The sequence below is a fragment of the Providencia manganoxydans genome, assembly GCF_016618195.1.
GTDB classification, from domain to species: Bacteria; Pseudomonadota; Gammaproteobacteria; order Enterobacterales; family Enterobacteriaceae; genus Providencia; species Providencia manganoxydans.
The window spans coordinates 3,101,029-3,121,063 of sequence record NZ_CP067099.1; the positions used below are offsets into that span (position 1 = coordinate 3,101,029).

At 41.0% G+C, this 20,035-nt stretch carries 35 protein-coding genes; 1 reads left to right on the forward strand and 34 read right to left on the reverse strand.

Annotated elements, in window-relative coordinates; translation table 11 throughout:
* Window positions 1-7 precede the first annotated feature (7 nt).
* From JI723_RS13930 to JI723_RS14030, 21 genes are all read right to left on the reverse strand, one after another.
* Window positions 8-403, reverse strand: a complete 396-nt coding sequence (locus JI723_RS13930) for a phage tail terminator-like protein (protein WP_272580953.1) — start codon at window positions 401-403, stop codon at window positions 8-10.
* The gene (locus tag JI723_RS13935; RefSeq protein ID WP_337979485.1) at window positions 400-780 is read right to left on the reverse strand and encodes a hypothetical protein; all 381 of its coding nucleotides are present in this window, start codon (window positions 778-780) and stop codon (window positions 400-402) included. The genes JI723_RS13930 and JI723_RS13935 overlap by 4 nt, the downstream gene beginning before the upstream one ends.
* A complete protein-coding gene (locus JI723_RS13940) occupies window positions 780-1,139 on the reverse strand; it encodes a glutamate 5-kinase (protein WP_337979486.1) in 360 nt (119 codons plus the stop codon). The genes JI723_RS13935 and JI723_RS13940 overlap by 1 nt, the downstream gene beginning before the upstream one ends.
* A gap of 1 nt (window position 1,140) precedes the next feature.
* Window positions 1,141-1,524 (reverse strand): hypothetical protein, encoded by a 384-nt coding sequence (locus JI723_RS13945; RefSeq protein ID WP_337979487.1) that lies wholly within the window; start codon window positions 1,522-1,524, stop codon window positions 1,141-1,143.
* A gap of 5 nt (window positions 1,525-1,529) precedes the next feature.
* On the reverse strand, window positions 1,530-1,811 hold the full coding sequence (locus tag JI723_RS13950; protein ID WP_337979488.1) for a HeH/LEM domain-containing protein: 282 nt from the start codon (window positions 1,809-1,811) through the stop codon (window positions 1,530-1,532).
* Between the two features lie 48 nt (window positions 1,812-1,859).
* Window positions 1,860-2,840 carry a major capsid protein gene (locus JI723_RS13955; protein ID WP_337979489.1) on the reverse strand — a complete coding sequence of 327 codons (981 nt, stop codon included), beginning with the start codon at window positions 2,838-2,840 and terminating at the stop codon, window positions 1,860-1,862.
* A 3-nt stretch (window positions 2,841-2,843) separates the two neighbouring features.
* Window positions 2,844-3,629, reverse strand: a complete 786-nt coding sequence (locus JI723_RS13960) for a hypothetical protein (RefSeq protein WP_337979490.1) — start codon at window positions 3,627-3,629, stop codon at window positions 2,844-2,846.
* Window positions 3,630-3,738: 109 nt separating this feature from the next.
* A complete protein-coding gene (locus tag JI723_RS13965) occupies window positions 3,739-4,848 on the reverse strand; it encodes a minor capsid protein (RefSeq protein ID WP_337979491.1) in 1,110 nt (369 codons plus the stop codon).
* The gene (locus tag JI723_RS13970) at window positions 4,829-6,196 is read right to left on the reverse strand and encodes a DUF4055 domain-containing protein (RefSeq protein ID WP_337979492.1); all 1,368 of its coding nucleotides are present in this window, start codon (window positions 6,194-6,196) and stop codon (window positions 4,829-4,831) included. The genes JI723_RS13965 and JI723_RS13970 overlap by 20 nt, the downstream gene beginning before the upstream one ends.
* A gap of 8 nt (window positions 6,197-6,204) precedes the next feature.
* The gene (locus JI723_RS13975; RefSeq protein ID WP_337979493.1) at window positions 6,205-7,713 is read right to left on the reverse strand and encodes a terminase large subunit; all 1,509 of its coding nucleotides are present in this window, start codon (window positions 7,711-7,713) and stop codon (window positions 6,205-6,207) included.
* 1 nt (window position 7,714) lies between these two features.
* Window positions 7,715-8,413 carry a terminase small subunit gene (locus tag JI723_RS13980; RefSeq protein ID WP_337979494.1) on the reverse strand — a complete coding sequence of 233 codons (699 nt, stop codon included), beginning with the start codon at window positions 8,411-8,413 and terminating at the stop codon, window positions 7,715-7,717.
* A complete protein-coding gene (locus tag JI723_RS13985) occupies window positions 8,414-8,854 on the reverse strand; it encodes a hypothetical protein (RefSeq protein WP_337979495.1) in 441 nt (146 codons plus the stop codon).
* A 117-nt stretch (window positions 8,855-8,971) separates the two neighbouring features.
* Window positions 8,972-9,181: a hypothetical protein gene (locus JI723_RS13990; RefSeq protein WP_206086887.1), complete on the reverse strand. Its 210-nt coding sequence runs from the start codon at window positions 9,179-9,181 to the stop codon at window positions 8,972-8,974.
* Window positions 9,178-9,756: a BRO family protein gene (locus JI723_RS13995; RefSeq protein WP_337979496.1), complete on the reverse strand. Its 579-nt coding sequence runs from the start codon at window positions 9,754-9,756 to the stop codon at window positions 9,178-9,180. Before JI723_RS13995 ends, JI723_RS13990 begins: the two co-directional genes overlap by 4 nt.
* 314 nt (window positions 9,757-10,070) lie before the next feature.
* Window positions 10,071-10,328: a hypothetical protein gene (locus JI723_RS14000; RefSeq protein ID WP_163861261.1), complete on the reverse strand. Its 258-nt coding sequence runs from the start codon at window positions 10,326-10,328 to the stop codon at window positions 10,071-10,073.
* 63 nt (window positions 10,329-10,391) lie between these two features.
* Complete coding sequence (lysC, locus tag JI723_RS14005) at window positions 10,392-10,685, reverse strand: Rz1-like lysis system protein LysC (protein WP_337979497.1); 294 nt, start codon at window positions 10,683-10,685, stop codon at window positions 10,392-10,394.
* A gap of 222 nt (window positions 10,686-10,907) precedes the next feature.
* Window positions 10,908-11,336, reverse strand: a complete 429-nt coding sequence (locus JI723_RS14010) for a structural protein (RefSeq protein WP_337979498.1) — start codon at window positions 11,334-11,336, stop codon at window positions 10,908-10,910.
* A gap of 9 nt (window positions 11,337-11,345) precedes the next feature.
* Complete coding sequence (locus tag JI723_RS14015) at window positions 11,346-11,702, reverse strand: hypothetical protein (RefSeq protein WP_272580970.1); 357 nt, start codon at window positions 11,700-11,702, stop codon at window positions 11,346-11,348.
* The gene (locus JI723_RS14020; protein ID WP_140181293.1) at window positions 11,702-12,115 is read right to left on the reverse strand and encodes a putative holin; all 414 of its coding nucleotides are present in this window, start codon (window positions 12,113-12,115) and stop codon (window positions 11,702-11,704) included. The genes JI723_RS14015 and JI723_RS14020 overlap by 1 nt, the downstream gene beginning before the upstream one ends.
* A gap of 69 nt (window positions 12,116-12,184) precedes the next feature.
* A complete protein-coding gene (locus JI723_RS14025; protein WP_272580971.1) occupies window positions 12,185-12,358 on the reverse strand; it encodes a hypothetical protein in 174 nt (57 codons plus the stop codon).
* Window positions 12,359-12,381: 23 nt separating this feature from the next.
* Window positions 12,382-12,663, reverse strand: a complete 282-nt coding sequence (locus JI723_RS14030) for a hypothetical protein (RefSeq protein WP_272580972.1) — start codon at window positions 12,661-12,663, stop codon at window positions 12,382-12,384.
* A 28-nt stretch (window positions 12,664-12,691) separates the two neighbouring features.
* Between JI723_RS14030 and JI723_RS14035 the strand changes: the two genes are divergently transcribed.
* Window positions 12,692-13,246 (forward strand): hypothetical protein, encoded by a 555-nt coding sequence (locus JI723_RS14035; RefSeq protein WP_272580973.1) that lies wholly within the window; start codon window positions 12,692-12,694, stop codon window positions 13,244-13,246.
* 1,031 nt (window positions 13,247-14,277) lie between these two features.
* Here JI723_RS14035 and JI723_RS14040 read toward each other — a convergent pair.
* The 13 genes from JI723_RS14040 to JI723_RS14100 form a co-directional block, all read right to left on the reverse strand.
* Window positions 14,278-14,781 carry an antiterminator Q family protein gene (locus tag JI723_RS14040; protein ID WP_272580974.1) on the reverse strand — a complete coding sequence of 168 codons (504 nt, stop codon included), beginning with the start codon at window positions 14,779-14,781 and terminating at the stop codon, window positions 14,278-14,280.
* Window positions 14,778-14,969 (reverse strand): protein ninH, encoded by a 192-nt coding sequence (locus JI723_RS14045; protein WP_198861224.1) that lies wholly within the window; start codon window positions 14,967-14,969, stop codon window positions 14,778-14,780. The genes JI723_RS14040 and JI723_RS14045 overlap by 4 nt, the downstream gene beginning before the upstream one ends.
* On the reverse strand, window positions 14,959-15,324 hold the full coding sequence (locus JI723_RS14050; protein WP_337979499.1) for a RusA family crossover junction endodeoxyribonuclease: 366 nt from the start codon (window positions 15,322-15,324) through the stop codon (window positions 14,959-14,961). The genes JI723_RS14045 and JI723_RS14050 overlap by 11 nt, the downstream gene beginning before the upstream one ends.
* Window positions 15,321-15,611, reverse strand: a complete 291-nt coding sequence (locus JI723_RS14055; RefSeq protein WP_337979500.1) for a DUF1364 domain-containing protein — start codon at window positions 15,609-15,611, stop codon at window positions 15,321-15,323. Before JI723_RS14055 ends, JI723_RS14050 begins: the two co-directional genes overlap by 4 nt.
* Window positions 15,612-15,686: 75 nt before the next feature.
* Window positions 15,687-16,025, reverse strand: a complete 339-nt coding sequence (locus JI723_RS14060; RefSeq protein WP_337979501.1) for a hypothetical protein — start codon at window positions 16,023-16,025, stop codon at window positions 15,687-15,689.
* A 10-nt stretch (window positions 16,026-16,035) separates the two neighbouring features.
* Entirely contained in the window at window positions 16,036-16,482 is a 447-nt protein-coding gene (locus JI723_RS14065) for a DUF1367 family protein (RefSeq protein WP_337979502.1), read from the reverse strand.
* Between the two features lies 1 nt (window position 16,483).
* Window positions 16,484-16,729 carry a hypothetical protein gene (locus tag JI723_RS14070; protein WP_337979503.1) on the reverse strand — a complete coding sequence of 82 codons (246 nt, stop codon included), beginning with the start codon at window positions 16,727-16,729 and terminating at the stop codon, window positions 16,484-16,486.
* On the reverse strand, window positions 16,726-17,007 hold the full coding sequence (locus tag JI723_RS14075; protein WP_337979504.1) for a hypothetical protein: 282 nt from the start codon (window positions 17,005-17,007) through the stop codon (window positions 16,726-16,728). The genes JI723_RS14070 and JI723_RS14075 overlap by 4 nt, the downstream gene beginning before the upstream one ends.
* Entirely contained in the window at window positions 17,007-17,255 is a 249-nt protein-coding gene (locus tag JI723_RS14080; protein ID WP_337979505.1) for a DUF551 domain-containing protein, read from the reverse strand. The genes JI723_RS14075 and JI723_RS14080 overlap by 1 nt, the downstream gene beginning before the upstream one ends.
* A gap of 50 nt (window positions 17,256-17,305) precedes the next feature.
* Window positions 17,306-17,554 (reverse strand): hypothetical protein, encoded by a 249-nt coding sequence (locus JI723_RS14085; RefSeq protein WP_337979506.1) that lies wholly within the window; start codon window positions 17,552-17,554, stop codon window positions 17,306-17,308.
* 1 nt (window position 17,555) lies between these two features.
* Window positions 17,556-18,959 carry a replicative DNA helicase gene (locus tag JI723_RS14090; protein ID WP_337979507.1) on the reverse strand — a complete coding sequence of 468 codons (1,404 nt, stop codon included), beginning with the start codon at window positions 18,957-18,959 and terminating at the stop codon, window positions 17,556-17,558.
* Entirely contained in the window at window positions 18,946-19,857 is a 912-nt protein-coding gene (locus JI723_RS14095; RefSeq protein WP_337979508.1) for a DNA replication protein, read from the reverse strand. Before JI723_RS14095 ends, JI723_RS14090 begins: the two co-directional genes overlap by 14 nt.
* Window positions 19,850-20,029 (reverse strand): hypothetical protein, encoded by a 180-nt coding sequence (locus JI723_RS14100; protein WP_337979509.1) that lies wholly within the window; start codon window positions 20,027-20,029, stop codon window positions 19,850-19,852. The genes JI723_RS14095 and JI723_RS14100 overlap by 8 nt, the downstream gene beginning before the upstream one ends.
* Window positions 20,030-20,035: the final 6 nt, after the last annotated feature.

The following is a 20,035-nucleotide window of genomic DNA, read 5'->3' on the forward strand; positions in this document are numbered from 1 at the left end:
TAGCCTCCTATAGTGCGCGATATGGAATAGATAAATTGAGTTGATACCAGCCGTGACCGTCATCACCAATATCATCAGCAGAAACCGCAAAGTAATCTAATCGACCATCAGTTTGATTCTCGAATAGCTCTCTAAGTTTGTCGGCAGTTTGCGTGATAAGAAGTGTTCCAGTTGAAAGTGGTACGAATATTTGAATGAATGCCATGCCTGTGCGATGAACGATAGGGCCATTGCCAATTTCTTGTGAGCCTGCCAGTCCTGATTTGATTGTTAAGCGCGCCCAAATAGCCTTACCTGATGAATCAAATGGCTTATCGTTCTGGTATATGACATCTTTTTTAGCAATAGCAGTCTGTGCCGTCATCCGTGAAATGATGGCATTTCTGATTTCTGTAAGTGTCATCGTCTGTTTAGTAGTACCGTTTCAAATGCGACAGAGTAAACACCTTTAGGTGCCTGCCTTGAGTGACCCTGCTCTAGTGATACTGAATAAGGAAGATTATTTTGGATATACAATGTTGTGAATGGCTTTGAGTTAGTTATGGTCGACACCCCTAATTTTAGTGTTTCGTTGCCTGATTTGTCGACTTGCGATACATCATAGCCTCTGTCTGCACTACCTTCAGTTACTCGATGATTCCCTCTAAAAGTACCTTTGTCGACTGGCGATCCAAAAATAACTGCTTGTAACATTGCTCCTGCCGTTCGCTTCATCTCAGCTCCGACATCATTAGAAACTATTTGGGTGAAACGATTAGGAGGAACATTCCAACCTGCCATCATGACCTCCTTAACTGAATATCATAATGAGCGCTAACAGGATCTATCTGAACTGTGATGACACTGTATTTCATGCCATCAACTTCAATAGAATGGCCTACCAATGGCGAATCCGTTACTTCATTAGTGAGTGCAATTAACAACGCATCACCGCTGAGTATGTTGATATTATCAATCCGATTCAGGCTGTAGTTGTCAAGAATACCTCGCCCTGTATATGTGATGGTGGTTGTGTCGCCAGTCTCAGTTACCGGATCCCACTCACCATCAATAACATATGAGCCAGAGAACTGTTTAACGGCATCAGATAAATCGCCATCAAACGCATCAGCAAGCTCTGATTGTATTTCTGACCTCATATTACATCCTCTTCAAATAAATGACGCTAGAACGCTTTGAGTAGGGTTTTATCAGGTCTAAAATGTATTGCTCAGTTGCATTTACTTCAACTGAGCCGTCTTGATAAGTTTTACTGACCTCGACTGAGCCACCTTTCACTGTTTTGGCCTTTAACTCTTGCACTTGACCTTGATAGAGTTGCTTATTGATAATCCCTTTGATGATTTCGTATGAAGCGAGTTTTAGCGCCTCTGGTACATCATCAGGGTCGTCGTAAGGTTTTACATTTCTAGCAAGCAGGTAAGTTTCACTTTGAGACAATAAGCGAGCCTTATCACTTTCCGTTTGGCTAGTCCAAGTATCACCTAGTGCCTGTTCTGCTTCTTGTTCAGTAATAAAGCCCATGATTGCTACTCCTGAAGAAGCGCGAGTAAATCAGCTTTCTTTGTTTTCGGGTCAAACTCAATGCCTTTCTCTGTGAGAATGACTTTTAGCTCTTCAGTGGTCTTGGTTGATAAGTCATCACGGCTTGTGAATGAAACCTTAATTCCTGCATCCAAATAGGCTTGTTCAACACTTTCAATTTCGCCATCAATAATCACTTCAGTTGCATCTTGAATAACGCCTAAAAATTGGCTGCGGTAACAAACTCCGCGCTCACGACCTATGTTTTCTGTATAAATAACTTTCATATGCACCTCAAAAAAAGGAGGCAGAGCTGACTCTGCCTGAGATAGAAATTATGGTGTTTCAGTGCCACTAATAACTGCCGCAAAAGGAACCTGCTTGCGATCAAATACTCGTGCCCAGTTTTCAGGTTTTGCATAATCTGCATACGTTGGTGTTTCATTAGTGCTTGTGCCGCCTTTCCAAGAAAATCCTGCTGGATGTAAAATATATGTTTTACGCTCCCACAAAGTTTCTATACCGCCACCATTACCACCGCTAGCATCGCGCTCTAACTCAACTGGATTAGCAGGTGAACCTTCGCCATACCCGAAAGCTCCTGTACCAAAAATTAATGAAAGGTATTGTCCTTTACCGAAAGTTAATCCATCGTCCATAAATATTGGACGACCGAGATACGTAGCTAGGATAATGCGCCCCTCTGAATCTTTTATGTATTCAATTAGGTCTTTCTTGACCATCTGGTTCATAATTGTTGAATGGACACCCATTGCGCTAAACTGATCTGCTGTATCACCTGCGGTATAGGCTGCATCTTGAAATGCTGATGCTGAAATTGTTGCGCCTGCATCAATAACCATATCACCACCATTATTGATGATGTTTGATGCGATCACCCCACGAGCTGAGCTTAGTAGTCGACGTTGCCATTGGCGTTCCCAGTATTTACCAAAACGATTGCGAATGTGTTGCATAGGCTCGCTATTGGCTAACTCAGATGTTAAATCAGCAACGCTGTACCCTTTGTTGAGATAGAGTGTGCGCGCTTGCATTTCTCCTTGTTGAGCCTTCCCGACTTTACCTTTCTGGTCTGGATTATCTGTTGAGGCATTTGGCTCTTCATCAGCATCTAAATCCTGCCAGTAAGAAATAGTTGAAGACCCTTGCCCATTATTTGCCACCTCATCAAGCTTGGGGTTTCTAACCACAATACCTGATTGATAGACTGCCGTTTTTTCTGGTGAATTAACTGGATCCAATGTTTGATAATAATCACCAACAAAAACATCTTTTAATTGTGTAGTTACACCCATAAATTAACTTCCTTTAGTCTTTAATAATTGAGCAAAAGCATCTTTGTTTGTTCGCGCTAGATCTGCACGTTCTGCTTCTGTGTAATCGCTCCATTTCTTTCCAGCGACGCCAGAACCCTGAGCACCAGAACCCTGAGCGACAGGCCAGAAATAAGGTTTGTTTTCGCGAATGGTTTCAATCCACTCTTTTGGGGATAAAGGGGTTTTACCATCTTTTCCGATAATGACCTCTCCAGTCTCATCGAGCGCAACTGCATTACCATTATCATCAAGTGAGAATTGAGATTGAGCCAAGAAAGCAATATCGCCAGTGGCCTCTTTCAGCGCTCCACTCTCTACTGCGGCCTGTATGATGTGACCTTTCACAACTGACTGACGGAATTTATTTGCATAATCCTCCGCTTTATCTGCGCGTTGCTTTTCGGTCTCTAGCTTATTGTCATAGTCAGCTCTCAAGCGCTCAGTGCGCTTTTGAATGACCTCATCTAATTTGCCCTCGGCAATTAATTTAGATTCTTCATCCATATGAGCTTTAGAAAGCAAGTCCTTGACCGCTTTTAAATCAATACCTTCTAACTGACCTTTCAGCGAGTCTAACTCTGATTTCAAGTCTTTATTTGTGCCTAACAACTCATCGCGTTTGGCTTTTAGCCCTGCCACCTGATCGCTGACAGCTTTATCAATGATTGCTTGCATTTCAGGTGTGATAGTTGTTCCGCCTGAGCCGCCACCTTCTCCACCATCGACAGCCTGTGAGTAATATTTGCGGTTTATATTCATAAATAACATATTGTTCCCCTTGGGATTTGATGCGCCTAGCGCGTTGAATTAACTCAGCCCTAAGCCGAATTTAGGTAATAAAAAAGGCCACCGAAGTGACCTTGTTAGTGAGATATTGTTATAAGCCGAGTTCCTCGAACGTCTGCTTATCCAATAATTTTAATTGATTGAGTGTGTACATCTTGCCTTGTGGGTCAACGAATCTGTTAATGTCATAACCGCCTTTTTTGTATAACTCATAACGACTATTGCCAAGCCACTCTCTTTGAAAGCTGGGCGACTGATTGCTGAACCATGATGAGTAATTTGTATCAGAATTAACTTGCCCAATTACACCATCGCGATCATCTTTGGGTATTTTGCTCACTGGCCTTGTATCTGCTACGAATGGACGCTTACCAATCAAATTGCCGTCCTTATCACAGCCAACTAAAATAGTGCGACAGTTAGGGTGATAGGGTGGGCGAGAAAATGGGTCATTTTTGTGATGAACCTCGCCATCTTTTGACGCGCATAGTTTGCTTGTTCTGCCGTCCAGCGTTGCAACTACTTTTAGATAGTCGTAACCAAGTTGAGAAAAAGTATCTTCAGCCACCTGATTACTTACATGACTTCGTATCGTCCGCACATCGCGCTCTATAGCGCTCCGTGTCGCGTTTAATATTCCATCCTGATAGCTGAGTCGCTTAGTGCCTTTAATGCGCTGTACAATCTGCTGAGTCGTATCTCCGTTGGTTATTCCGCTACGTATCGCATATTCAACACGCTGTTTGGTTTCGTCAGCTATCTTTGAGAACAATTCATCAACCAGTGCACCGCCCGACATAGGAATGCTTTTAGCTTTATAGTAGAGCTTTTCACCTGTAATGACTTTTTTCAGCTTCTCGCCTGCTAGTGTTGCGGTATAGCTCGCTTCATATGTTGATAATGCTGTAGCGCCAGCTGATGCACCTTGCTGAATCTCTGAATGTACAGAGTCACGCCAACTGCCAATCAGGTCACGAATATTCCTTAGCTCAGGCGTTGTATATTTTCCACCGCTTAACGCTATAAGCTCAGAATTACTTAAGCCATCTAGATAATCACGCAACTGGTTAAGCATGTCGCCCGATACGATATTAAACTCACGGAGTATTTCATTGATATTTTGCGATGATGTTCGGTATAGATAGGCTTGATGTCGAGTGATTGCGTCAAGAAACGCTATATTAAGTTTCTTCTCGCTCATAAGTAACCTCTCTTACTGTGCCGTCGTTCTCCGCCTCCACTCGCAGCAATTCATCCTTATAATCAATATCTGGTAATTTGCCTGTACCAATATATTCCCAGTAAGTTTGGAATGAGTTTTTACCAGCAAGTGCGCCTTCATAAAGTTGTTTGGCCAGCTCGATATCATACGTCGAATTATTAAAATCAGGCTTCACTGTGAATACGTAATCATCAGATGGAAGCTTTAGCCACTGAGCCATGTACTTGATACCTTGCTCAATAGCCTCAGCGGCACAAGTGACAATACTGTGTAAACTTGCGTGCTGATCGTCTTGTCTTGCTCTCCTTGCTTCACCTGATTCTTGAGCCCTTGTGTCGATAACTTTAGCACCTGACTCTAATGCCGCGCTTTTCTGGGTGTCCATTTCGGCTTTAGTTTTATCAATGCCAACGCCTGTAATTTCCAAGTAGCCGCACTGTGAATCTTTAGGCAATAGCCATGCTGCCATTACGCCAGTAACAGTAATATCGTCACCATCACTTAAATTAGAGACCCACGGCTGAGGATGTGCGGTATGATGCAGAGATTGATAATAATCGGCGCTCAATTGGTATGATTTCAATGCTGCCTTAGCCATTGTTAACAATGGAATTGTGCCAACATCAGAGGCGTTATCAGTAGTCCCACAAAAAATAAACGGCGTGAAGGTTAATAAATCCTGACCTAAACTAGGTGTTCGATCCTCAATAGAGTCACCATCATAAAGGCTAACAACCAACTTCCCATCAACCAGCTCAAGCACACGGTGAACCGTCTTAGTATCATGCCCGAATTTATCTTCGCTATTACTGAATTGCTCTTCTAGTACAACGAGGTTTAAATCTTTACGCCCGCCGACACTGTTTTCTTTCCAGTTTGTGATTGATAACGCATCATACAATGCGAAATATGGGATGCCTTTCTGGTCGACATCGATAAGCAATCCACAACGCCCATATTCGAGAAGGTTAAGCACAACACGGATGAACAATTGCTTTAATCCAAAACCGTCACTAGTTGCGTTTTCTTCTAAACCTTGTAGTTGCTTGTTCGGGATGCTGATTTCAGGCGTTAACTTAGAGACTAACCCAATCATTGTTCTAAGCGAATCTTGAACCCATAGAGGATATTGCGCCCGATTAATATAACCTTCGTAAATTTTCTTAGCACTATCGCCAAGCTTTTCAGCCTCAACCATTCCAGCCGATTTAGGCAAGTAGGTTTCACCTGATTGTTTTATCTTTTCTTCGCCAGCAATAGCATCTTGCATAATTTGCCAGCTATTTTTAGCCGCTATATATTGCGGATGTTTATCTGTAACTGCCATATTTTACCTTATGCCATGCCAGCAATGCGTTTACGTTTGAATGTTCTAGCCTTAACATTCCGTCTACTTACAGCAAAATAACGGAATCCATCAGCATCGTGTGATGTGTAGTCGTGAAGTGGCTTATCTTTCCAGCATCCCTTTTTGTCATCCCACTCTTTGCGATAAGCTTCAAGATGAGTAATGCCTTCACTACATTTATGCTCATCAAATGCACAATGAGGGAGAATTTCACGTACCGCCTCGATACCCTCATCGATAGATACTCTCGGCACGACATTAAATCGAATTGAGTAAACCTGTCCGTCAATTTCATACCCCTCACGCGCTAATTCTTTCCGTGATTTAGCATCGGAGCCAAACTCCCTGTTCTCAATATCATGAGGCCCATTGTGACTCTCGTAGTTGTAGCCTTTATCTTTCAGCACTTTCATATAGTGCCGCAAACCTTCACCACTGTTTGAGTAATGGTCTATAACGTGGAACTCATCACCCACTTCACGGATGAACCAGATTGACGTTGAGTCACCCACGCCGATATCCCAGTACGTATGCACAGGTAAGTGTGAGTTATCAGGAAGCGTGCCAATGCGTTTTTTTTCATACAGAAAGCGGAATTGCTTAGCATAATAAGCACCTTCAACCGATTGCTGAAATGCCTCAGACGGTATTGACGGGTATTCTCGCTTCATATCGTCGCCAAGGGTTTTCTCTTTGGCGTAGTACCATGCTTTCTGACGCTCGTTAAGATGAATGCCATGTTTACTGGCTATCTCATCGAAGTAATCAACTAAGCGCTGCGGCAATTGCCCGACAGGGTCGATTGAGTACTCAGGATTTTTCCACCATGAGAAGAAAAAGAACTTCCAGTCTAAATTAGATAGAGCCTTACTCTGAATTTGCGCTTTCTCAGCAGACTGGCAGTAATCATAGAAATAACCTGCTCGACCTTCCGCTGTACTTTCAATCGTCGTGAAGCAATCGCTTGATACCGCCTCGAACGCACCAGTGACAATTTCGCGGGCTTTATGTGGATACTTAGCGCATATCTTACCGAATTCAGAGATATGCAGATAACGAAGTGTACCACCACGAAATGAATTACTTACATACAACGACCCACCATTATCGAAAACTAACTCACCAACCGAGTCATTCTTTGCTGGGTTTGCTCGCTTAATGATTGCTGGCAAATTGTCGTATGCATATTTGACTTTTTCTCTAAATAGCCGCTTGGCGTCAGGTAATGTATGAGCAATCAACGCACACTTAGCGGACTCGAACAAGGCCGCATCTAACTGGATAACGCAAACCTCAGTAGTGAAGCCAAGCTGACGAGCCTTTAGAATGATATTGCGTGTATGCATGCCGTCGAAGTACTCGAGCTGCTCGGGCGTCATCCTAAATTTTACTTTCTTGCCGTTTTTGTTGGTAATGAAATAGAGATTATTTAAGCGCCAGAACCTATTTTTTAAGTTCTTTTTTAACTCTTCGAATTGCTGATTTTTTGCAGCCATATTATGACTCCGATGATATTTCTCTCAGCAACTCAGCCATTTGTTCATCCATTGAATGTTCAATTTTCTTAGGCGGCTCCCAACCTTGCATGTCAGCCAATTGTTTAATAGCTGCTTTTGGGTCATGAAGTTTTAACTTAATACCATCTTTACTTGCTGTGAGTTCAGATATTGCCGCCAGTGCTTTGGGGTCTTGCAATGCAGAATCTTTAAACTTCCACACCGCCTGAATAACTGGATTGCCGTCATCATCAACGCCCATTTTATGCTCACTGAACTCTACCATTTCTGATACTGAGCTACGCCCGATTGAAGATAGCCGCTCTAGGGCTTCCTCGCGTGTCATAATGGCACTAGAAATAGTAGTTTTAGTCACTGAGTCAAGAAATGCTTTTACCTTAAGATTTCCGAAGATCTGACTTGCTGAAACACTAGCTGCGTTTTCATTCTTAGCCTTATACCCAGCCTGCTTGTAAGCATCTATCTGATTAAGTCCTTTCAGGATGCCTAACGCGAATTGCTGTTGCTGTTTCGTCAGGGCATCAAAAAGAACCTTTTGCTCATCAGTGAGCGTTGGTTTTTTCTGTGCCATATTCATATCCTCATAACAAATTAAAAAGCCCACCATGATGAGCTTTGTGATTTGCAATAAAAAACCCGCACTAGGCGGGTCATTACCATAATCATAACCATTTTTCATTTATTGTGATAATAGTTGGTTTGCTTCTAATTCATCTATTTCACTTTTTATTTCTTGCAAATATTTATCACTAAATCCTTTAAACTTTATCACCCTTTTTGTTACTTTTCTTCCTTCTCCAGACACACCAACAGTAAAGGATGAATCATCAGATTTTAACCCAACATTTCCTTTTCCATTGACATCGTAGTATTCCTCTATTTCCACTTCATCCGCACACATAATACGTCTAGCGATGGATAACTCCTGCTCCACTTTCGCTCTAGACTGAAGAATGAATGATTCAAGCTCACTTCTTCGCGCGCTCTCCTCTAGCTCGTCAGTTGTATTATTTTCTGTATTAGATAGAGCATCATATAATTTATAAATGGAATAGCCTGGAATAGCCATATATTTTAAAACCTCAACAACGGGAGAATCTTTATCTTCATTAGTAGCCATTGAAATAACCTTTTTGTAGTTCAAATAATTAAGCTTTAACTGATAATCTCAAACATTTACTACAATTAACATTAAAATAAATTCCCCTAATAACATAAAGGCCGCTGAGCGACCTATTCATTTCTTCTTGCCGCCTGAATACTTAATCGCCCATGCTTTAGCCACATTTAAGCAATCATCAAACAATCCACCTTTGCGACTTGCCTGTGAACTTTTGCGGTAGTGATCTAATGCCATGTTGCTAGCCATCTGAGCGATAGATAAAGAAAAGCCGAGCTTCTTTAACTCGGCCTGTACGTTTTTCTCTATAAATTGTTCAGCATTCATGCGGGTTCTTCTCCGTTTGGAAAATCACCCATATCAGGAAGTGCTATTTGTGATAACTCAGCAATCGCCTTTTCAACTTCTCTAATTTTTTTAAGGTGTCGCTTACGAATAGTCATGCTTTTACTTCCTGGTCTTCCAAATGTTTCCATAGACCATTCATTTTCTTTTACTACTCTATTTTGCATTTCACTTAATGTGACTTGCTTTAAATTATCCAGATCCATTAGAGATAAATTGGGTTGAGATTCTTTTTCAATGAGATCTAGTAGCCATTTTCGCAATGCCTTTGCCACCTTGGTATCAGCCAACATACCTAGCAAATGCGCACCTCTAGATGAGAACACGCGAGTTCTATTATACTGTATCTCATTGTTTTTATTGCGAGAGGTCGCCGTGACCACTTGCGTCATCTCGTGATTAAACTCATCTTTATTTCGATTATAGAGCCTATTAACGGACTTCTCATCAGCATACTCAAGAAGTTCAGCCATATGCTTACTTGTAAACCATATTTTCCCATCACCATTATCGAATGGGATAACTTCATTGCCTTTAAAAACTAATTTATCTGACATGATACTGTCCTTACTTAGTAATGAACCCTTGCCACATAGGAAATCAGCCCATCGAAGCAGTATCAGCTATAACTGATCCCCTCAAAGGCTCATTCCTAAATAACGGTTCGATGTTTTTAGATGTGTGTGCATGTGGTGCACAGGGTGAAATGCGGATGCAAAAAAGCCACCAGCGGTTAACTGATGGCTATTTGGAATATTATTCTATGTTTATTTATATGGGTCTCGTAAATTCCGAGACTGGCAATAATAAATATTTATATAAAATCCTATCAATGCTACTCAATGAATAGCATTTGTAGAATTAAATAAAATCAATCTTTAAGTATCCTGATGAGAGAAAATACTGAAGTTATAAGCACGGCAGATAAAGTAAGAACTAACCAGTAATCCAAAGGAAGGTCAAACTTTATCCACATATACATGGCATCTGCTATATAGGTAATCATTGCTGCTGATATTAAAATAAAAAACAACAAAAAATGTTTATATGTAACCTTGGATTTTATTTGATGCCGAATCAGTACTACACAGGCAAATAGAACAAAAATAAAAACTAAAGTATCACGCATATATACTCTCAAATGAATAACAATTAAATACAGTATATATGCTACTAACTAGATTATCTTAAATTATCTTGCTCTTTCTGCCTCAATCTCTCGAATGGCTTTCTTATCTAAATTGCACTTTGCAATTGAATTCATCGCATCTACTAGCAACTGTGGCATATCTTTCCAGTCCATTTTTTCTGGGATATCAGGTTGCTCACAATCAGCGGTTAGATGTGGGGGCAATGGAACCGGCTGAACGGGAATCAATTTCTCTTTTGTAGCTCCGCAACTCACTAACAACATCATTGGGAACAGCAGTATTAGCGCACTCATTGTCTTTGAGTGCTGTTTTGATAACAGTCTTAACTTTGACATGTTCTGAGTCCTCAAATTGCTTTGCTTTGATGTTGTCGAGTGATGTTTGATAGTGAAGAGTAATTGCTGATTGAGTTACTCTGTTCAGTAGCTGACTTGTCGATAGTTTGCTGTTTAGCGATTTGTTTTCACTTGTTAGTTTCTGATTCTCAGTAATAGTCCAATTAAGGACACCGCCGAGGATCATCACACCAACTAATGTAAAAACTTGCATTTTCCAGTTCACAACAAGCTCCACGCTTTTTCGAACGTAGCCTCACTGTAGGGCTGATAACCCAACTCAACACTGACTATTGCCGTTGCTAATGCGATGCCTGTTTTCTTATCGCTAGTATTGATGTGATCATTGATTCCGACACCGATAGACGCAGCGGCACGATTAATATAACCGGAAGTATTGTTTTCAATGGGTGGGGCATATTTGTTAATAATTGCTGCTACAGAATTCAGTCCATATTTACGCTGGTAAGTTTGCAGTAACTTATAGATAGCTCGAATACCATACTCAGCAGTGACAAAGCGACAAAAGCGTTTTTCTATAGAAGGATCATGTGGTAGCTGGCCTTGCCATTTGTTAGCGGGGTTGTAGTCAATATTACCAGGGTTATTGTTACGCTCACCACGTGCGATTTTTCGTTGCTGATTATTCATATAGCCGCCTTAACGAAGAAAAGGCCGCTTAATAAGCAGCCAGAGTGATTTTAGTTTTTCGAAGAAATGACGGATAACAACAACTGACATGATGTTTCCACCCGCCGAGAAGATCACCAGAAACATAACACCGTTAAATAAGACATCCGATGGTGCTGACACTCGGTCACCAACGGTTGTTTCATAGACCTTGTAGATCCAGCAAATAAATAACGCTGTGCCCACAATAGAATCACGAAACTTTTTATAGCGACAAAGAAACACAGTGACTGCTGAGCCTGTCATAAACAGTATGTCAGTAGCACCGAGTGGATTCTGTTTACACCAGCTAATGATGTCATTACCAAATAAGAGAAGGTTTTCCATTAGGAGCCTCCTTTATTGCGCCAGTCTTTTATCGCTTGAGTGATGGTGCTGAAGTTCTTATCTATCGATGTCATGATCCGGCTAAATAGCTTTCTCAAATTATCCTTGTTTGCCATTAAGACGAGAACGGGGATCAATAGTGCTGAAATAGCAATCGCCGTTATCTTAGGGCTAATATCCCAATTCCATATCTGTGCAATAACATCTGATGCTTCTTTAGCGATTAATATCCCTGCACCAAGTGCAAGAATGAAATGTAAGATTTTTCGCCGGTTATTGTCTTTTGATGCAATAACGGAAGCTGAGGCACCAATAATCGCCCCAAGAACTACACCATAGTCGGCACCCACGAGGAGACCGCCCATAGCGCCACCGCCAGCAGCACCGAGGGTGATACCTAATGATGTGCTCATTTGTGTTTCTCTTAGTTAATAGAAAGCCACCAGCAATAGAGGCTAGATTTAGATTATTGAAATGAATTGTTATTTAGAGTCAGGACGCTTATCAGTAAGTTTAATGAACGTTGGAATGGTAGATTCATCACCCATATAGCCCTCAAGGCGACCTTCTTTATCATAACTGGCCATTCCCCCATTAAAGGTTAACGAGATAACCTTATCTGATATAGTGATCATCATGATATTTGTAAGATCCATACTCCCTCCTAAGGAGCTACTAGTTAACTTGCCGTTCCTTCATTTATTGAGCACTCTAGGCTGAAAACCTCATTGCGGTATCGTTGGATAACATCTTTAATCGCTTCCTGCTGGGTGAGACTGAAGGTTTCCCATAATTGAGCGATAGCTTCATCCAAATAAGACCATTTAAACTCGTCAGACTCTGAATGCTTGCTCAACTCATTAATAATAATGGCGTTATTTGGTTCGTTTAAATTACCAATAACAATTCGCTTACGACCTATTTTATCTAAAGCAACTATAGTGTTATGTTCATCTTTCATGATGGCGTCCAAAAAGGTAAAAGTGACAATGAATGAACAAATAATGAAAAAGCTATTTTTCAACCGAGATGAGACATTTGATTCATTAATTACAATATGTGAAAACAATAATCCTTTGATAACTGTTTTAACATTGCATTTAACATGCGAAAGCTTTCTTGAGGCATATATATGCGCACACTTGGAAATTGAAGACTTATTTTCTGAATCTCCAAATAATAAAGAAGATGTTAAATTTAGAATGTCATTTGAGCATAAAGCTAAACTTGCGCAAAGACTCGGCATGCCAAAAGCTGCCTATAACGCATTCGAAATACTGGGGCAAATAAGGAATCAATTTGCACATCGGCTCCTTCAATCTGAAATACCCGATTCTTATATAGGTAATCTGTACTCGCTCATAAATTCAATACCTAACCACGGCAATGACTTAGATTTGAATGATGAAGGTATTAGATATTACTCTAAAGAAGGGGTTGAACAATTTGCTCACAAATTCAATGATGAGCAGACCCCAAAATCAATGAAGCTTCTAGTCGCTTTCTTTTCTTTAATCAGAAGAGTTAGCCCAGCAGCCGAATAATTAAAAATAAATCTCAGTTGTTCGAGGTAACCGCCGAGCAACTGAACCTTCTGAGATTGAAATTTCCAGACTGTTCAACTGAAATAATTTTTGGAATATTTTGTTGTTCGAAATGGTGTTGTGGAGGCATACACTGAGAATGTATGCATTCAGGTTCCCCATGGCGTGTGTGCTTCTATCCTGATAAGTACAGTAGCCCATGCGAGTTAGCCAATCAGCCTTGGCATTCTCCACAATGAAAACCCTACTCGCTTTAATGCCGCTATGTGCAAGATAGAAGCTAGTAAATAGAGTTTTCATTGTGCAAATGAAATTAATCGAATAGCAATCATTAGATATAGACTATTTTATTTTTTAAATTAATGGGTTATATTCAAATTTCCAAAGTAAGTCCAGAGTAGTTATTGGAGTTTTATTGCTGATAGTGTTTTGCTGCCATCCCTAGGTGGTAGCATTTTTTTACCTATAAAAAAACCTCTAATAACGAGGCTAGATTAAAAGTAACAAACAGTTACATTAACTAACTCAATGTAACTTAAATAATCAAGGTTGTAGCACTTTATAATAATTTAATTTCTAATGAATTATTTAAGATAAAAACTCATAAACATTTTGTATTGCTTTCACGCCAATCTCTTTAGGTTGGCTTTTTTTCATCAAAACAGGACATTCAGTAACGCACTGCGAGCACAGTATAAATGATTGCAATTACCAATATCAAGAGTAATAAAAACCCGCCATTGCTGACGGGTCTACACCGCAATCCAAGTTTACCTAGTATGGGACGCCACAATTGAGTGAAATACGGTGTATCTCCTATATAGGGATGGTATTTGCTTTTTCAAGTCTCTGCTTGTTCAGTTATTGTGCATAACTACACATGTAACTCTGACCAAACGTAACAGCAAGTCTTATGTTTATTTTAGGTATAATAAAGCCCCACCGAAGTGAGGCTCCAGAATCTGGTTAAGCCAACCTAAGAACAGTTAAGGCAGCTTACCTGATAAGTATGGTCCAGTTGGTCATTACTGTCAATAGCAAAGTTCAGTTATTTTCCTAACTTTAGCTACACGTTTACGATTGTTAATTGCATTTCGAAGAGGTTCGTACAATAACCACTGGCAAGCTTTCAGTTTTTCGTCTACTTCACGTCGACAGGTTCGCAATGATGGAACCTTTATTTTCCCTCCTGACCTCGTGTTCATTTTGCGGGGATTTGCAACCTTATGGTAGTAAGATGCTATCGAAAGTTTGGATGCTCCATGAGCGTAATAGCTGAGCAATATTTTATAAGCCTGTTCGTCAGTGGCGATGATTGAATCTACGACCTGAGAAATCAACATTCCTTCATCGTCACTGCACATAGGTCTTGATGGTGTACCGCTTGGCTCTACTGTTCGCATGAATTTATAAATCATATTTATCATCCGTACATTCGCTCTCCCCGAATGAACCCAAGCGCCCCACAATTCAAGCCATCCATTAAGCCAGTCGAATTGATCTTTCGTTAACTCTTTCTCTCCGATGTAGCTCATTTAGCCCCCTTCGCATGTTTATACTTAGTCATCAGTCGACCATTTATAATCGCGTGGTCAAAACTAAATACATCACCAGAATATTTCTTGACTGTTGCCCTATTGCAATTGAGTCGCCTTGCTACTTCACTCATGTTTCCGTGCGTCTTAACAAGCAACGCTGGAATAGTTGTTATTTCAGTCTGCATCACTTATCTCCCATATCGTGATATCCAGTGAGCCGCCTTTAACCCCCTCGCCACGCTTAATGCGGAAATCATCTATCTGCTCGTCGTCATCCCAAAAATTGGCGTGAGTAAGCGAATCGAAAACAGCTTTAGGCAAGTTATCGAGGTCTCTTTTTCGTTTGTCTGGGGGATTTGCTGTGATGACTATTTTGATGCGGGAAGTGGTTTTAATATCTAGGTTTTGCTGCTCTATGTAATCTGTTACTTGCTTTCGGTAATTTGTGCCTTTAGGTGATATGTAGTGCCTGCCTCTACAGTGTCGCCAGTAGGTATTATTACTCGGTGGCCACGGTAATTTAAGGTGATATTCATTCATGCCTTAATCTTCCCCTCGCTTTGCAATATGGCCTGAGTTCGAATAACTCCCTCTAGGTGACATTGCTTTGCGTATTCAGCGTCCGTGATTCGCGTCCTGCGGTCTATTTCTTCATGGCAAGCACTACAAGCCCAAGCTATAAATAAATCGCTAGGCTTGCATCCTGTGCCGCATAATCCAGCCATTCGATAATGAGCGCCTACCACAGTTTCAGAATTGCCATTGCACACTCCTGGTATTCTTACTTGGCACTCTCTGCCTTTTGCTTCTTTGCGTAAGTTAGCCATATTTAACAGCCTCCACGAAAATACAAACAGCGGTAACTATTAAGCCAACAACAATACCGAAGAATAATTGTTTCTTCATGACCTAACCCTCGCTATTGATTCATTGAATTTCTGCACTAGTGAATAATTAAAAGGCTCTTGTTTGTTGTTGCGATGATACTCTCTAGCTGTGACACCTTTTCTTCTTCTGGCTAACTCATCGTTAATAGCATCCTGAATATTTCTTATAACTTCGTAATAAGTAACGATGCCAACTTTTTCTTTCTTTTGAGCCGCTCCAATCTTTGCCAGTTGCCTAACCGTTTGGCCTGACACATTCACACTCTTGCCAACTTCTTTCGATACCCTTACCGATGAAATAATGTCGCCTACTTTAAAAATCTTTCCGCACTCAATCATATGTTGAATATTCATCTCTCTATCCTCAAAAGAATGTCAGTAACCTATTCTCAGTGATTTCATTGCATCCCCTGAAAATGTGTTTTATTGCTGCGTTAATCATGGCTTTGTAACAGCGTTCGAATTCATCTGGTTCCATGTTGGCAAATGACAAGCTCTTAGCCTCTGTACGCACTTCACCGTTTAGCCTTACCGTTTGCTCATAAAATCCTGCAAGTATCGTCAAGTCCTTCCTGAAGCGCTCAAATTGGCTATGCTCGTCCATGCAGTCGAGTTCTGCCTTATTTGCGCACCAGTGGTCAAAACAGAACTTGAAGAATGCGAACATCTTTTTATGAAATGCGGGGTTTCTTGTGAGCTTGGCGCTGAAGGTGTACATCTCGCCATTTTTGAATTTTGTTAAACGTGGTAGGTCGTGTTCGAATGCTGGTGCAAATATGCCATTGGCGCATTTGACCATTTCTATTTCCAAGTTAGCCTCCTATTTTTTTCCTGTCGAACTTCCTCATTTTCAACAATGTAACTCCGATTAATTTTATTCCTGTGTCATATCTATCAAACATGAAGTTTGCTAATTTCATGTTCAATATCAGCAATTTTCTAATCATTGATAGCAGAAACAGTACGGGCAAGAGGATAAATACAACGACTGTAGCTATAGGATTTCCCCTGTAACTCTCAATGAATTCTGCGAGTGGGCTTCTTTTCTTATCACTCACTGTTGGCTCTCCTGTTCCAGCCTAATGACTTCAATTTCTGCAAGCGTCAGACTATCGACTGAATATGGTTTATTGAAATAAATCGTCGCCTCTTTGAATGCAGTAGGAAATCCAGCTACTAGCGTTCCAATGACAACAATCGGGATAAATAAAATAACTAATAACCACTTGTCCATGTAGCACTCTAACGAGTTCCATTCGTCAACTTTTGAATGCTGATAGAATGACAATTTACGAGTTGGAAATAGCTTATTGTGAACTTTGCGTTTTATCTTCATCATTCACCCTCTGGTATTGGTGGCAAAGGCATCCAGTGAGTTATTGGATAATCGTCATCTTCAATAAACTCATCATTATCACTGATGAAATGGCTATAAGAGCGCGACCATACCCAGCCTTCAAAACTTGAATCTGAGCGCATGAATACATGCCATACAAACTTGCCATTCCAAAACCATCCTGCAAATACCGGTGTGTCCAGCTCAGGCAATATCTCACTCACCTTAACCCAATTAGTTCCCTGCATTAGATGCCTCCCTCCGTTAACGTTGTTCCTTTCATCACTCAACACCTCGCTTAATTGCCGATATCTACACTATGTAACTTACCGCTACAAAACGGGCAGAAGTTTAAATGTGTTCGATTACCGTTACCCTCATCGTAATAAACTGCCTCGCCAAGGCTATCTCCTGTCCATGTATCGACAGCTGAGTATTTAAATATCCCCTTTGTCTTGCCATGTGGTGATTTTATCTTTGCTGCTTTGCGCATAAAGTCACACAGATAGCTTGCGTATTTTGTTCCATTTGATTCGCATTTTTTCATTTTAGAAGTCCTTATGATTTGGTGTGTTACGGTTGGCGGTTGCCATATCCGCGCGAGCCATTGCGTGAGTTTTGTCGGTATCGAATAAGCAAAGCCCTTTCTGGTCTACAAACGCTGTTCCTGCTTTCCCGTGACGGTTAAGTCTTACAATAAGCTCTGTAAGCGTCTTGTCAGCTTTGTCGTTGTAAACTGAGTCTTTGTATATTCCCATCCAGTAATCGCAATCCTGCTCGATTTGACCAGTGTCACGGCTATCACTTGGCATAGGTCGCTTGTTGGTTCTATCTTCCAATTTACGGTTTAGCTGTGTGAGTAATACCACGGTAGTATCAAGCTCTTTTGCTAGCTGCTTGAGACCTTTGGTAATTTCACCGTAGGCGATATCGTTACGGTCTGCTTTTCCAGCTTTCATCAGCGTTAAATAATCCACACCGATAAACCCTATTTTCCCAACCTTGCGTTTCAACTTTCGGCATTCTGACTGAATGTGTTCAAGTGTCATTCCTGCTGTGTCATCGACCCAAATATTAGGTTTCTCGCTCAAGTCACTAATGGCCTTGCCAAGTAGCGCCCATTCGAAATCATCCTCAGTACCGCCGTAGAACATGTCAGAGTTTAAGCCTGACTTCTGGCTTACCATCCGCTCAACCAATTGCTGATTGGACATTTCCATGCTGAACAGAGCCACTGTCATTCCATCATCAGAAACATTCTTCGCCATTTCAGTTAGAACAGTTGTTTTACCCATCTTTGGACGAGCGCCGATAACGAATAGGGATCCGCGTACGACAAATTTAGGTGCCAGCATGTCATCAAGTGGCTTAATTCCTGTCTTGAGACCTATAAATTGATCGGGATTGTTAAACATGTTTTCTACGCCTTCGAACCATTCAGGCAATAGCTCAGCCATGTTTTTCAAGCCTGACTTTCGACCAGTGACACCGTTTTCGCTTGCGTCAGTTACCAGCTTCTGCACGAACTCCATTTTTTCACCAAAGCTTAGAGTGCTTGGCTCAATCAGTAATCGCGTTGCTTCGTTGATTTTCTCAATCGCATAACGTTCACTGGCATACTCCTTGATTTTCTTCGAGTAGTGGATCACGTTTGCAGCACTTGGTGTGTTCTTTGCAATTTCAGCCAGATAACCCAATCCGCCAGTAGCGCCTTCGCTGCCAGTTGCTTTCAAGCCGTCAGACACGGTTAAAATATCAATCGGTTGATGCTTGCTAGCCATTGACCGCATTTTTTCAAAGATAATCTTGTGGTGAGTTCCGTAGAAATCCTCTGGCTTCAACACGGAAAATACTCGTTGAGCATTGTCGCTGTTTGGGTCAATTAGTAGGGATCCGATAACGCTCTGTTCGGTCTCTAGGCTGTGTGGTACTTGGTAATTACTTGCGATCATTAGCTCTATCCTCCTTGACTGATACGTAACATTTGTCAGTGATTAAATAATCTAGGTTTTTAGCCGCCCAAAAACCCCCACTACCGTTTGGCCTCTGCTCCATCATCCATCGGCAATTTTTAGCAATGTAGCTAAGATAGCCGCGCCAGTTGTCCAGTGTGAATGGTCGGTTATGCTGTTGCATGTATTCTGAATTACATTTTTGCCAGAACAGTCTTAGCTTGTTTTTTCGGGTACCACGAACAACTTGAATTTTTGCCATCTCAGGGAGTATTTCATGATAGGCATCAATCATCGCTTGATAGGGTACTGGTTGAGATTTTTTAGATTTAATTTTGATTGGTTGGTCATCGTGGCTTTCGTCAGAAAGTCCACCAAATACATCTTTAGATGTATTATTGTTTTTAATATTATTGTATAAGGTGATTTCTCGGACATCTTCCGGACACGTACCGCTGTTAGGCGTTGGCATCACTTGATTTGCATCGGACAACTCTCGGACGATTTCCGGACAATTTTTACCTTGATATTCGTCGTATTTCAGCACTGTAATGATGCTAATTTTCTTGCTTTTAACTTCTACCGAAATCATTCCCCTGTTGGTAAAACTTCTCAAAAGAGACCTGATTTTATTATCTGATATTCCAGTTTCTTCCGTTAACTGTGGTCGGCTTCTCATCATCTGACCTCGACCAATAGCAATTTGACCAACATCAGTATCAACAACATCTGGTTGATGGCTTGCAGTTATAATGAAGTGTAGCCAGAGATGGACAGCCTCAGAATCCTTCTTGTAAAAGTCACAGTCTTGAATTTTCCTGTGCATGAAGGCAAACCCCTTGCCTGACTTAACAGGCTGCTCAAAGCGTTTTTGCAGCGCATATGACACATTACTCATGCTGTTTCCCTCCCAATAGCTCTTCCCTGTGAGCATTCCTAAGTTTTGCATCTTCAAAAGCTTCTCTAAGTCGCTTTATACCTAGTGGTGTTACTTTCCTTAACTCCCGCTCCCGCATGATGTTTTTATGCACAGCATGATAATTAAAGTCATGATTTCGCTTATTTTTCATGATATA

Coding starts and splice junctions, on each gene's coding strand:
- JI723_RS14080 (WP_337979505.1), bottom strand. CDS start 17,255: ATGCAGGGAACTAATTGGGTTAAGGTGAGTGAGATATTGCCTGAGCTG.
- JI723_RS13965 (WP_337979491.1), bottom strand. CDS start 4,848: ATGAGCGAGAAGAAACTTAATATAGCGTTTCTTGACGCAATCACTCGA.
- JI723_RS14050 (WP_337979499.1), bottom strand. CDS start 15,324: ATGAATGAATATCACCTTAAATTACCGTGGCCACCGAGTAATAATACC.
- JI723_RS14010 (WP_337979498.1), bottom strand. CDS start 11,336: ATGAATAATCAGCAACGAAAAATCGCACGTGGTGAGCGTAACAATAAC.
- JI723_RS13950 (WP_337979488.1), bottom strand. CDS start 1,811: ATGAAAGTTATTTATACAGAAAACATAGGTCGTGAGCGCGGAGTTTGT.
- JI723_RS14030 (WP_272580972.1), bottom strand. CDS start 12,663: ATGAAAGATGAACATAACACTATAGTTGCTTTAGATAAAATAGGTCGT.
- JI723_RS14100 (WP_337979509.1), bottom strand. CDS start 20,029: ATGAAAAATAAGCGAAATCATGACTTTAATTATCATGCTGTGCATAAA.
- JI723_RS13955 (WP_337979489.1), bottom strand. CDS start 2,840: ATGGGTGTAACTACACAATTAAAAGATGTTTTTGTTGGTGATTATTAT.
- JI723_RS14060 (WP_337979501.1), bottom strand. CDS start 16,025: ATGAATATTCAACATATGATTGAGTGCGGAAAGATTTTTAAAGTAGGC.
- JI723_RS13935 (WP_337979485.1), bottom strand. CDS start 780: ATGGCAGGTTGGAATGTTCCTCCTAATCGTTTCACCCAAATAGTTTCT.
- JI723_RS14020 (WP_140181293.1), bottom strand. CDS start 12,115: ATGAGCACATCATTAGGTATCACCCTCGGTGCTGCTGGCGGTGGCGCT.
- JI723_RS13970 (WP_337979492.1), bottom strand. CDS start 6,196: ATGGCAGTTACAGATAAACATCCGCAATATATAGCGGCTAAAAATAGC.
- JI723_RS14025 (WP_272580971.1), bottom strand. CDS start 12,358: ATGGATCTTACAAATATCATGATGATCACTATATCAGATAAGGTTATC.
- JI723_RS13995 (WP_337979496.1), bottom strand. CDS start 9,756: ATGTCAGATAAATTAGTTTTTAAAGGCAATGAAGTTATCCCATTCGAT.
- JI723_RS13930 (WP_272580953.1), bottom strand. CDS start 403: ATGACACTTACAGAAATCAGAAATGCCATCATTTCACGGATGACGGCA.
- JI723_RS14040 (WP_272580974.1), bottom strand. CDS start 14,781: ATGAGCTACATCGGAGAGAAAGAGTTAACGAAAGATCAATTCGACTGG.
- JI723_RS13975 (WP_337979493.1), bottom strand. CDS start 7,713: ATGGCTGCAAAAAATCAGCAATTCGAAGAGTTAAAAAAGAACTTAAAA.
- JI723_RS13990 (WP_206086887.1), bottom strand. CDS start 9,181: ATGAATGCTGAACAATTTATAGAGAAAAACGTACAGGCCGAGTTAAAG.
- lysC (WP_337979497.1), bottom strand. CDS start 10,685: ATGTCAAAGTTAAGACTGTTATCAAAACAGCACTCAAAGACAATGAGT.
- JI723_RS14035 (WP_272580973.1), top strand. CDS start 12,692: ATGAATGAACAAATAATGAAAAAGCTATTTTTCAACCGAGATGAGACA.
- JI723_RS13985 (WP_337979495.1), bottom strand. CDS start 8,854: ATGGCTACTAATGAAGATAAAGATTCTCCCGTTGTTGAGGTTTTAAAA.
- JI723_RS13960 (WP_337979490.1), bottom strand. CDS start 3,629: ATGTTATTTATGAATATAAACCGCAAATATTACTCACAGGCTGTCGAT.
- JI723_RS14045 (WP_198861224.1), bottom strand. CDS start 14,969: ATGCAGACTGAAATAACAACTATTCCAGCGTTGCTTGTTAAGACGCAC.
- JI723_RS14055 (WP_337979500.1), bottom strand. CDS start 15,611: ATGGCTAACTTACGCAAAGAAGCAAAAGGCAGAGAGTGCCAAGTAAGA.
- JI723_RS13980 (WP_337979494.1), bottom strand. CDS start 8,413: ATGAAAAATGGTTATGATTATGGTAATGACCCGCCTAGTGCGGGTTTT.
- JI723_RS14095 (WP_337979508.1), bottom strand. CDS start 19,857: ATGAGTAATGTGTCATATGCGCTGCAAAAACGCTTTGAGCAGCCTGTT.
- JI723_RS14090 (WP_337979507.1), bottom strand. CDS start 18,959: ATGATCGCAAGTAATTACCAAGTACCACACAGCCTAGAGACCGAACAG.
- JI723_RS14015 (WP_272580970.1), bottom strand. CDS start 11,702: ATGGAAAACCTTCTCTTATTTGGTAATGACATCATTAGCTGGTGTAAA.
- JI723_RS13940 (WP_337979486.1), bottom strand. CDS start 1,139: ATGAGGTCAGAAATACAATCAGAGCTTGCTGATGCGTTTGATGGCGAT.
- JI723_RS13945 (WP_337979487.1), bottom strand. CDS start 1,524: ATGGGCTTTATTACTGAACAAGAAGCAGAACAGGCACTAGGTGATACT.
- JI723_RS14000 (WP_163861261.1), bottom strand. CDS start 10,328: ATGCGTGATACTTTAGTTTTTATTTTTGTTCTATTTGCCTGTGTAGTA.
- JI723_RS14085 (WP_337979506.1), bottom strand. CDS start 17,554: ATGAAAAAATGCGAATCAAATGGAACAAAATACGCAAGCTATCTGTGT.
- JI723_RS14075 (WP_337979504.1), bottom strand. CDS start 17,007: ATGAAGATAAAACGCAAAGTTCACAATAAGCTATTTCCAACTCGTAAA.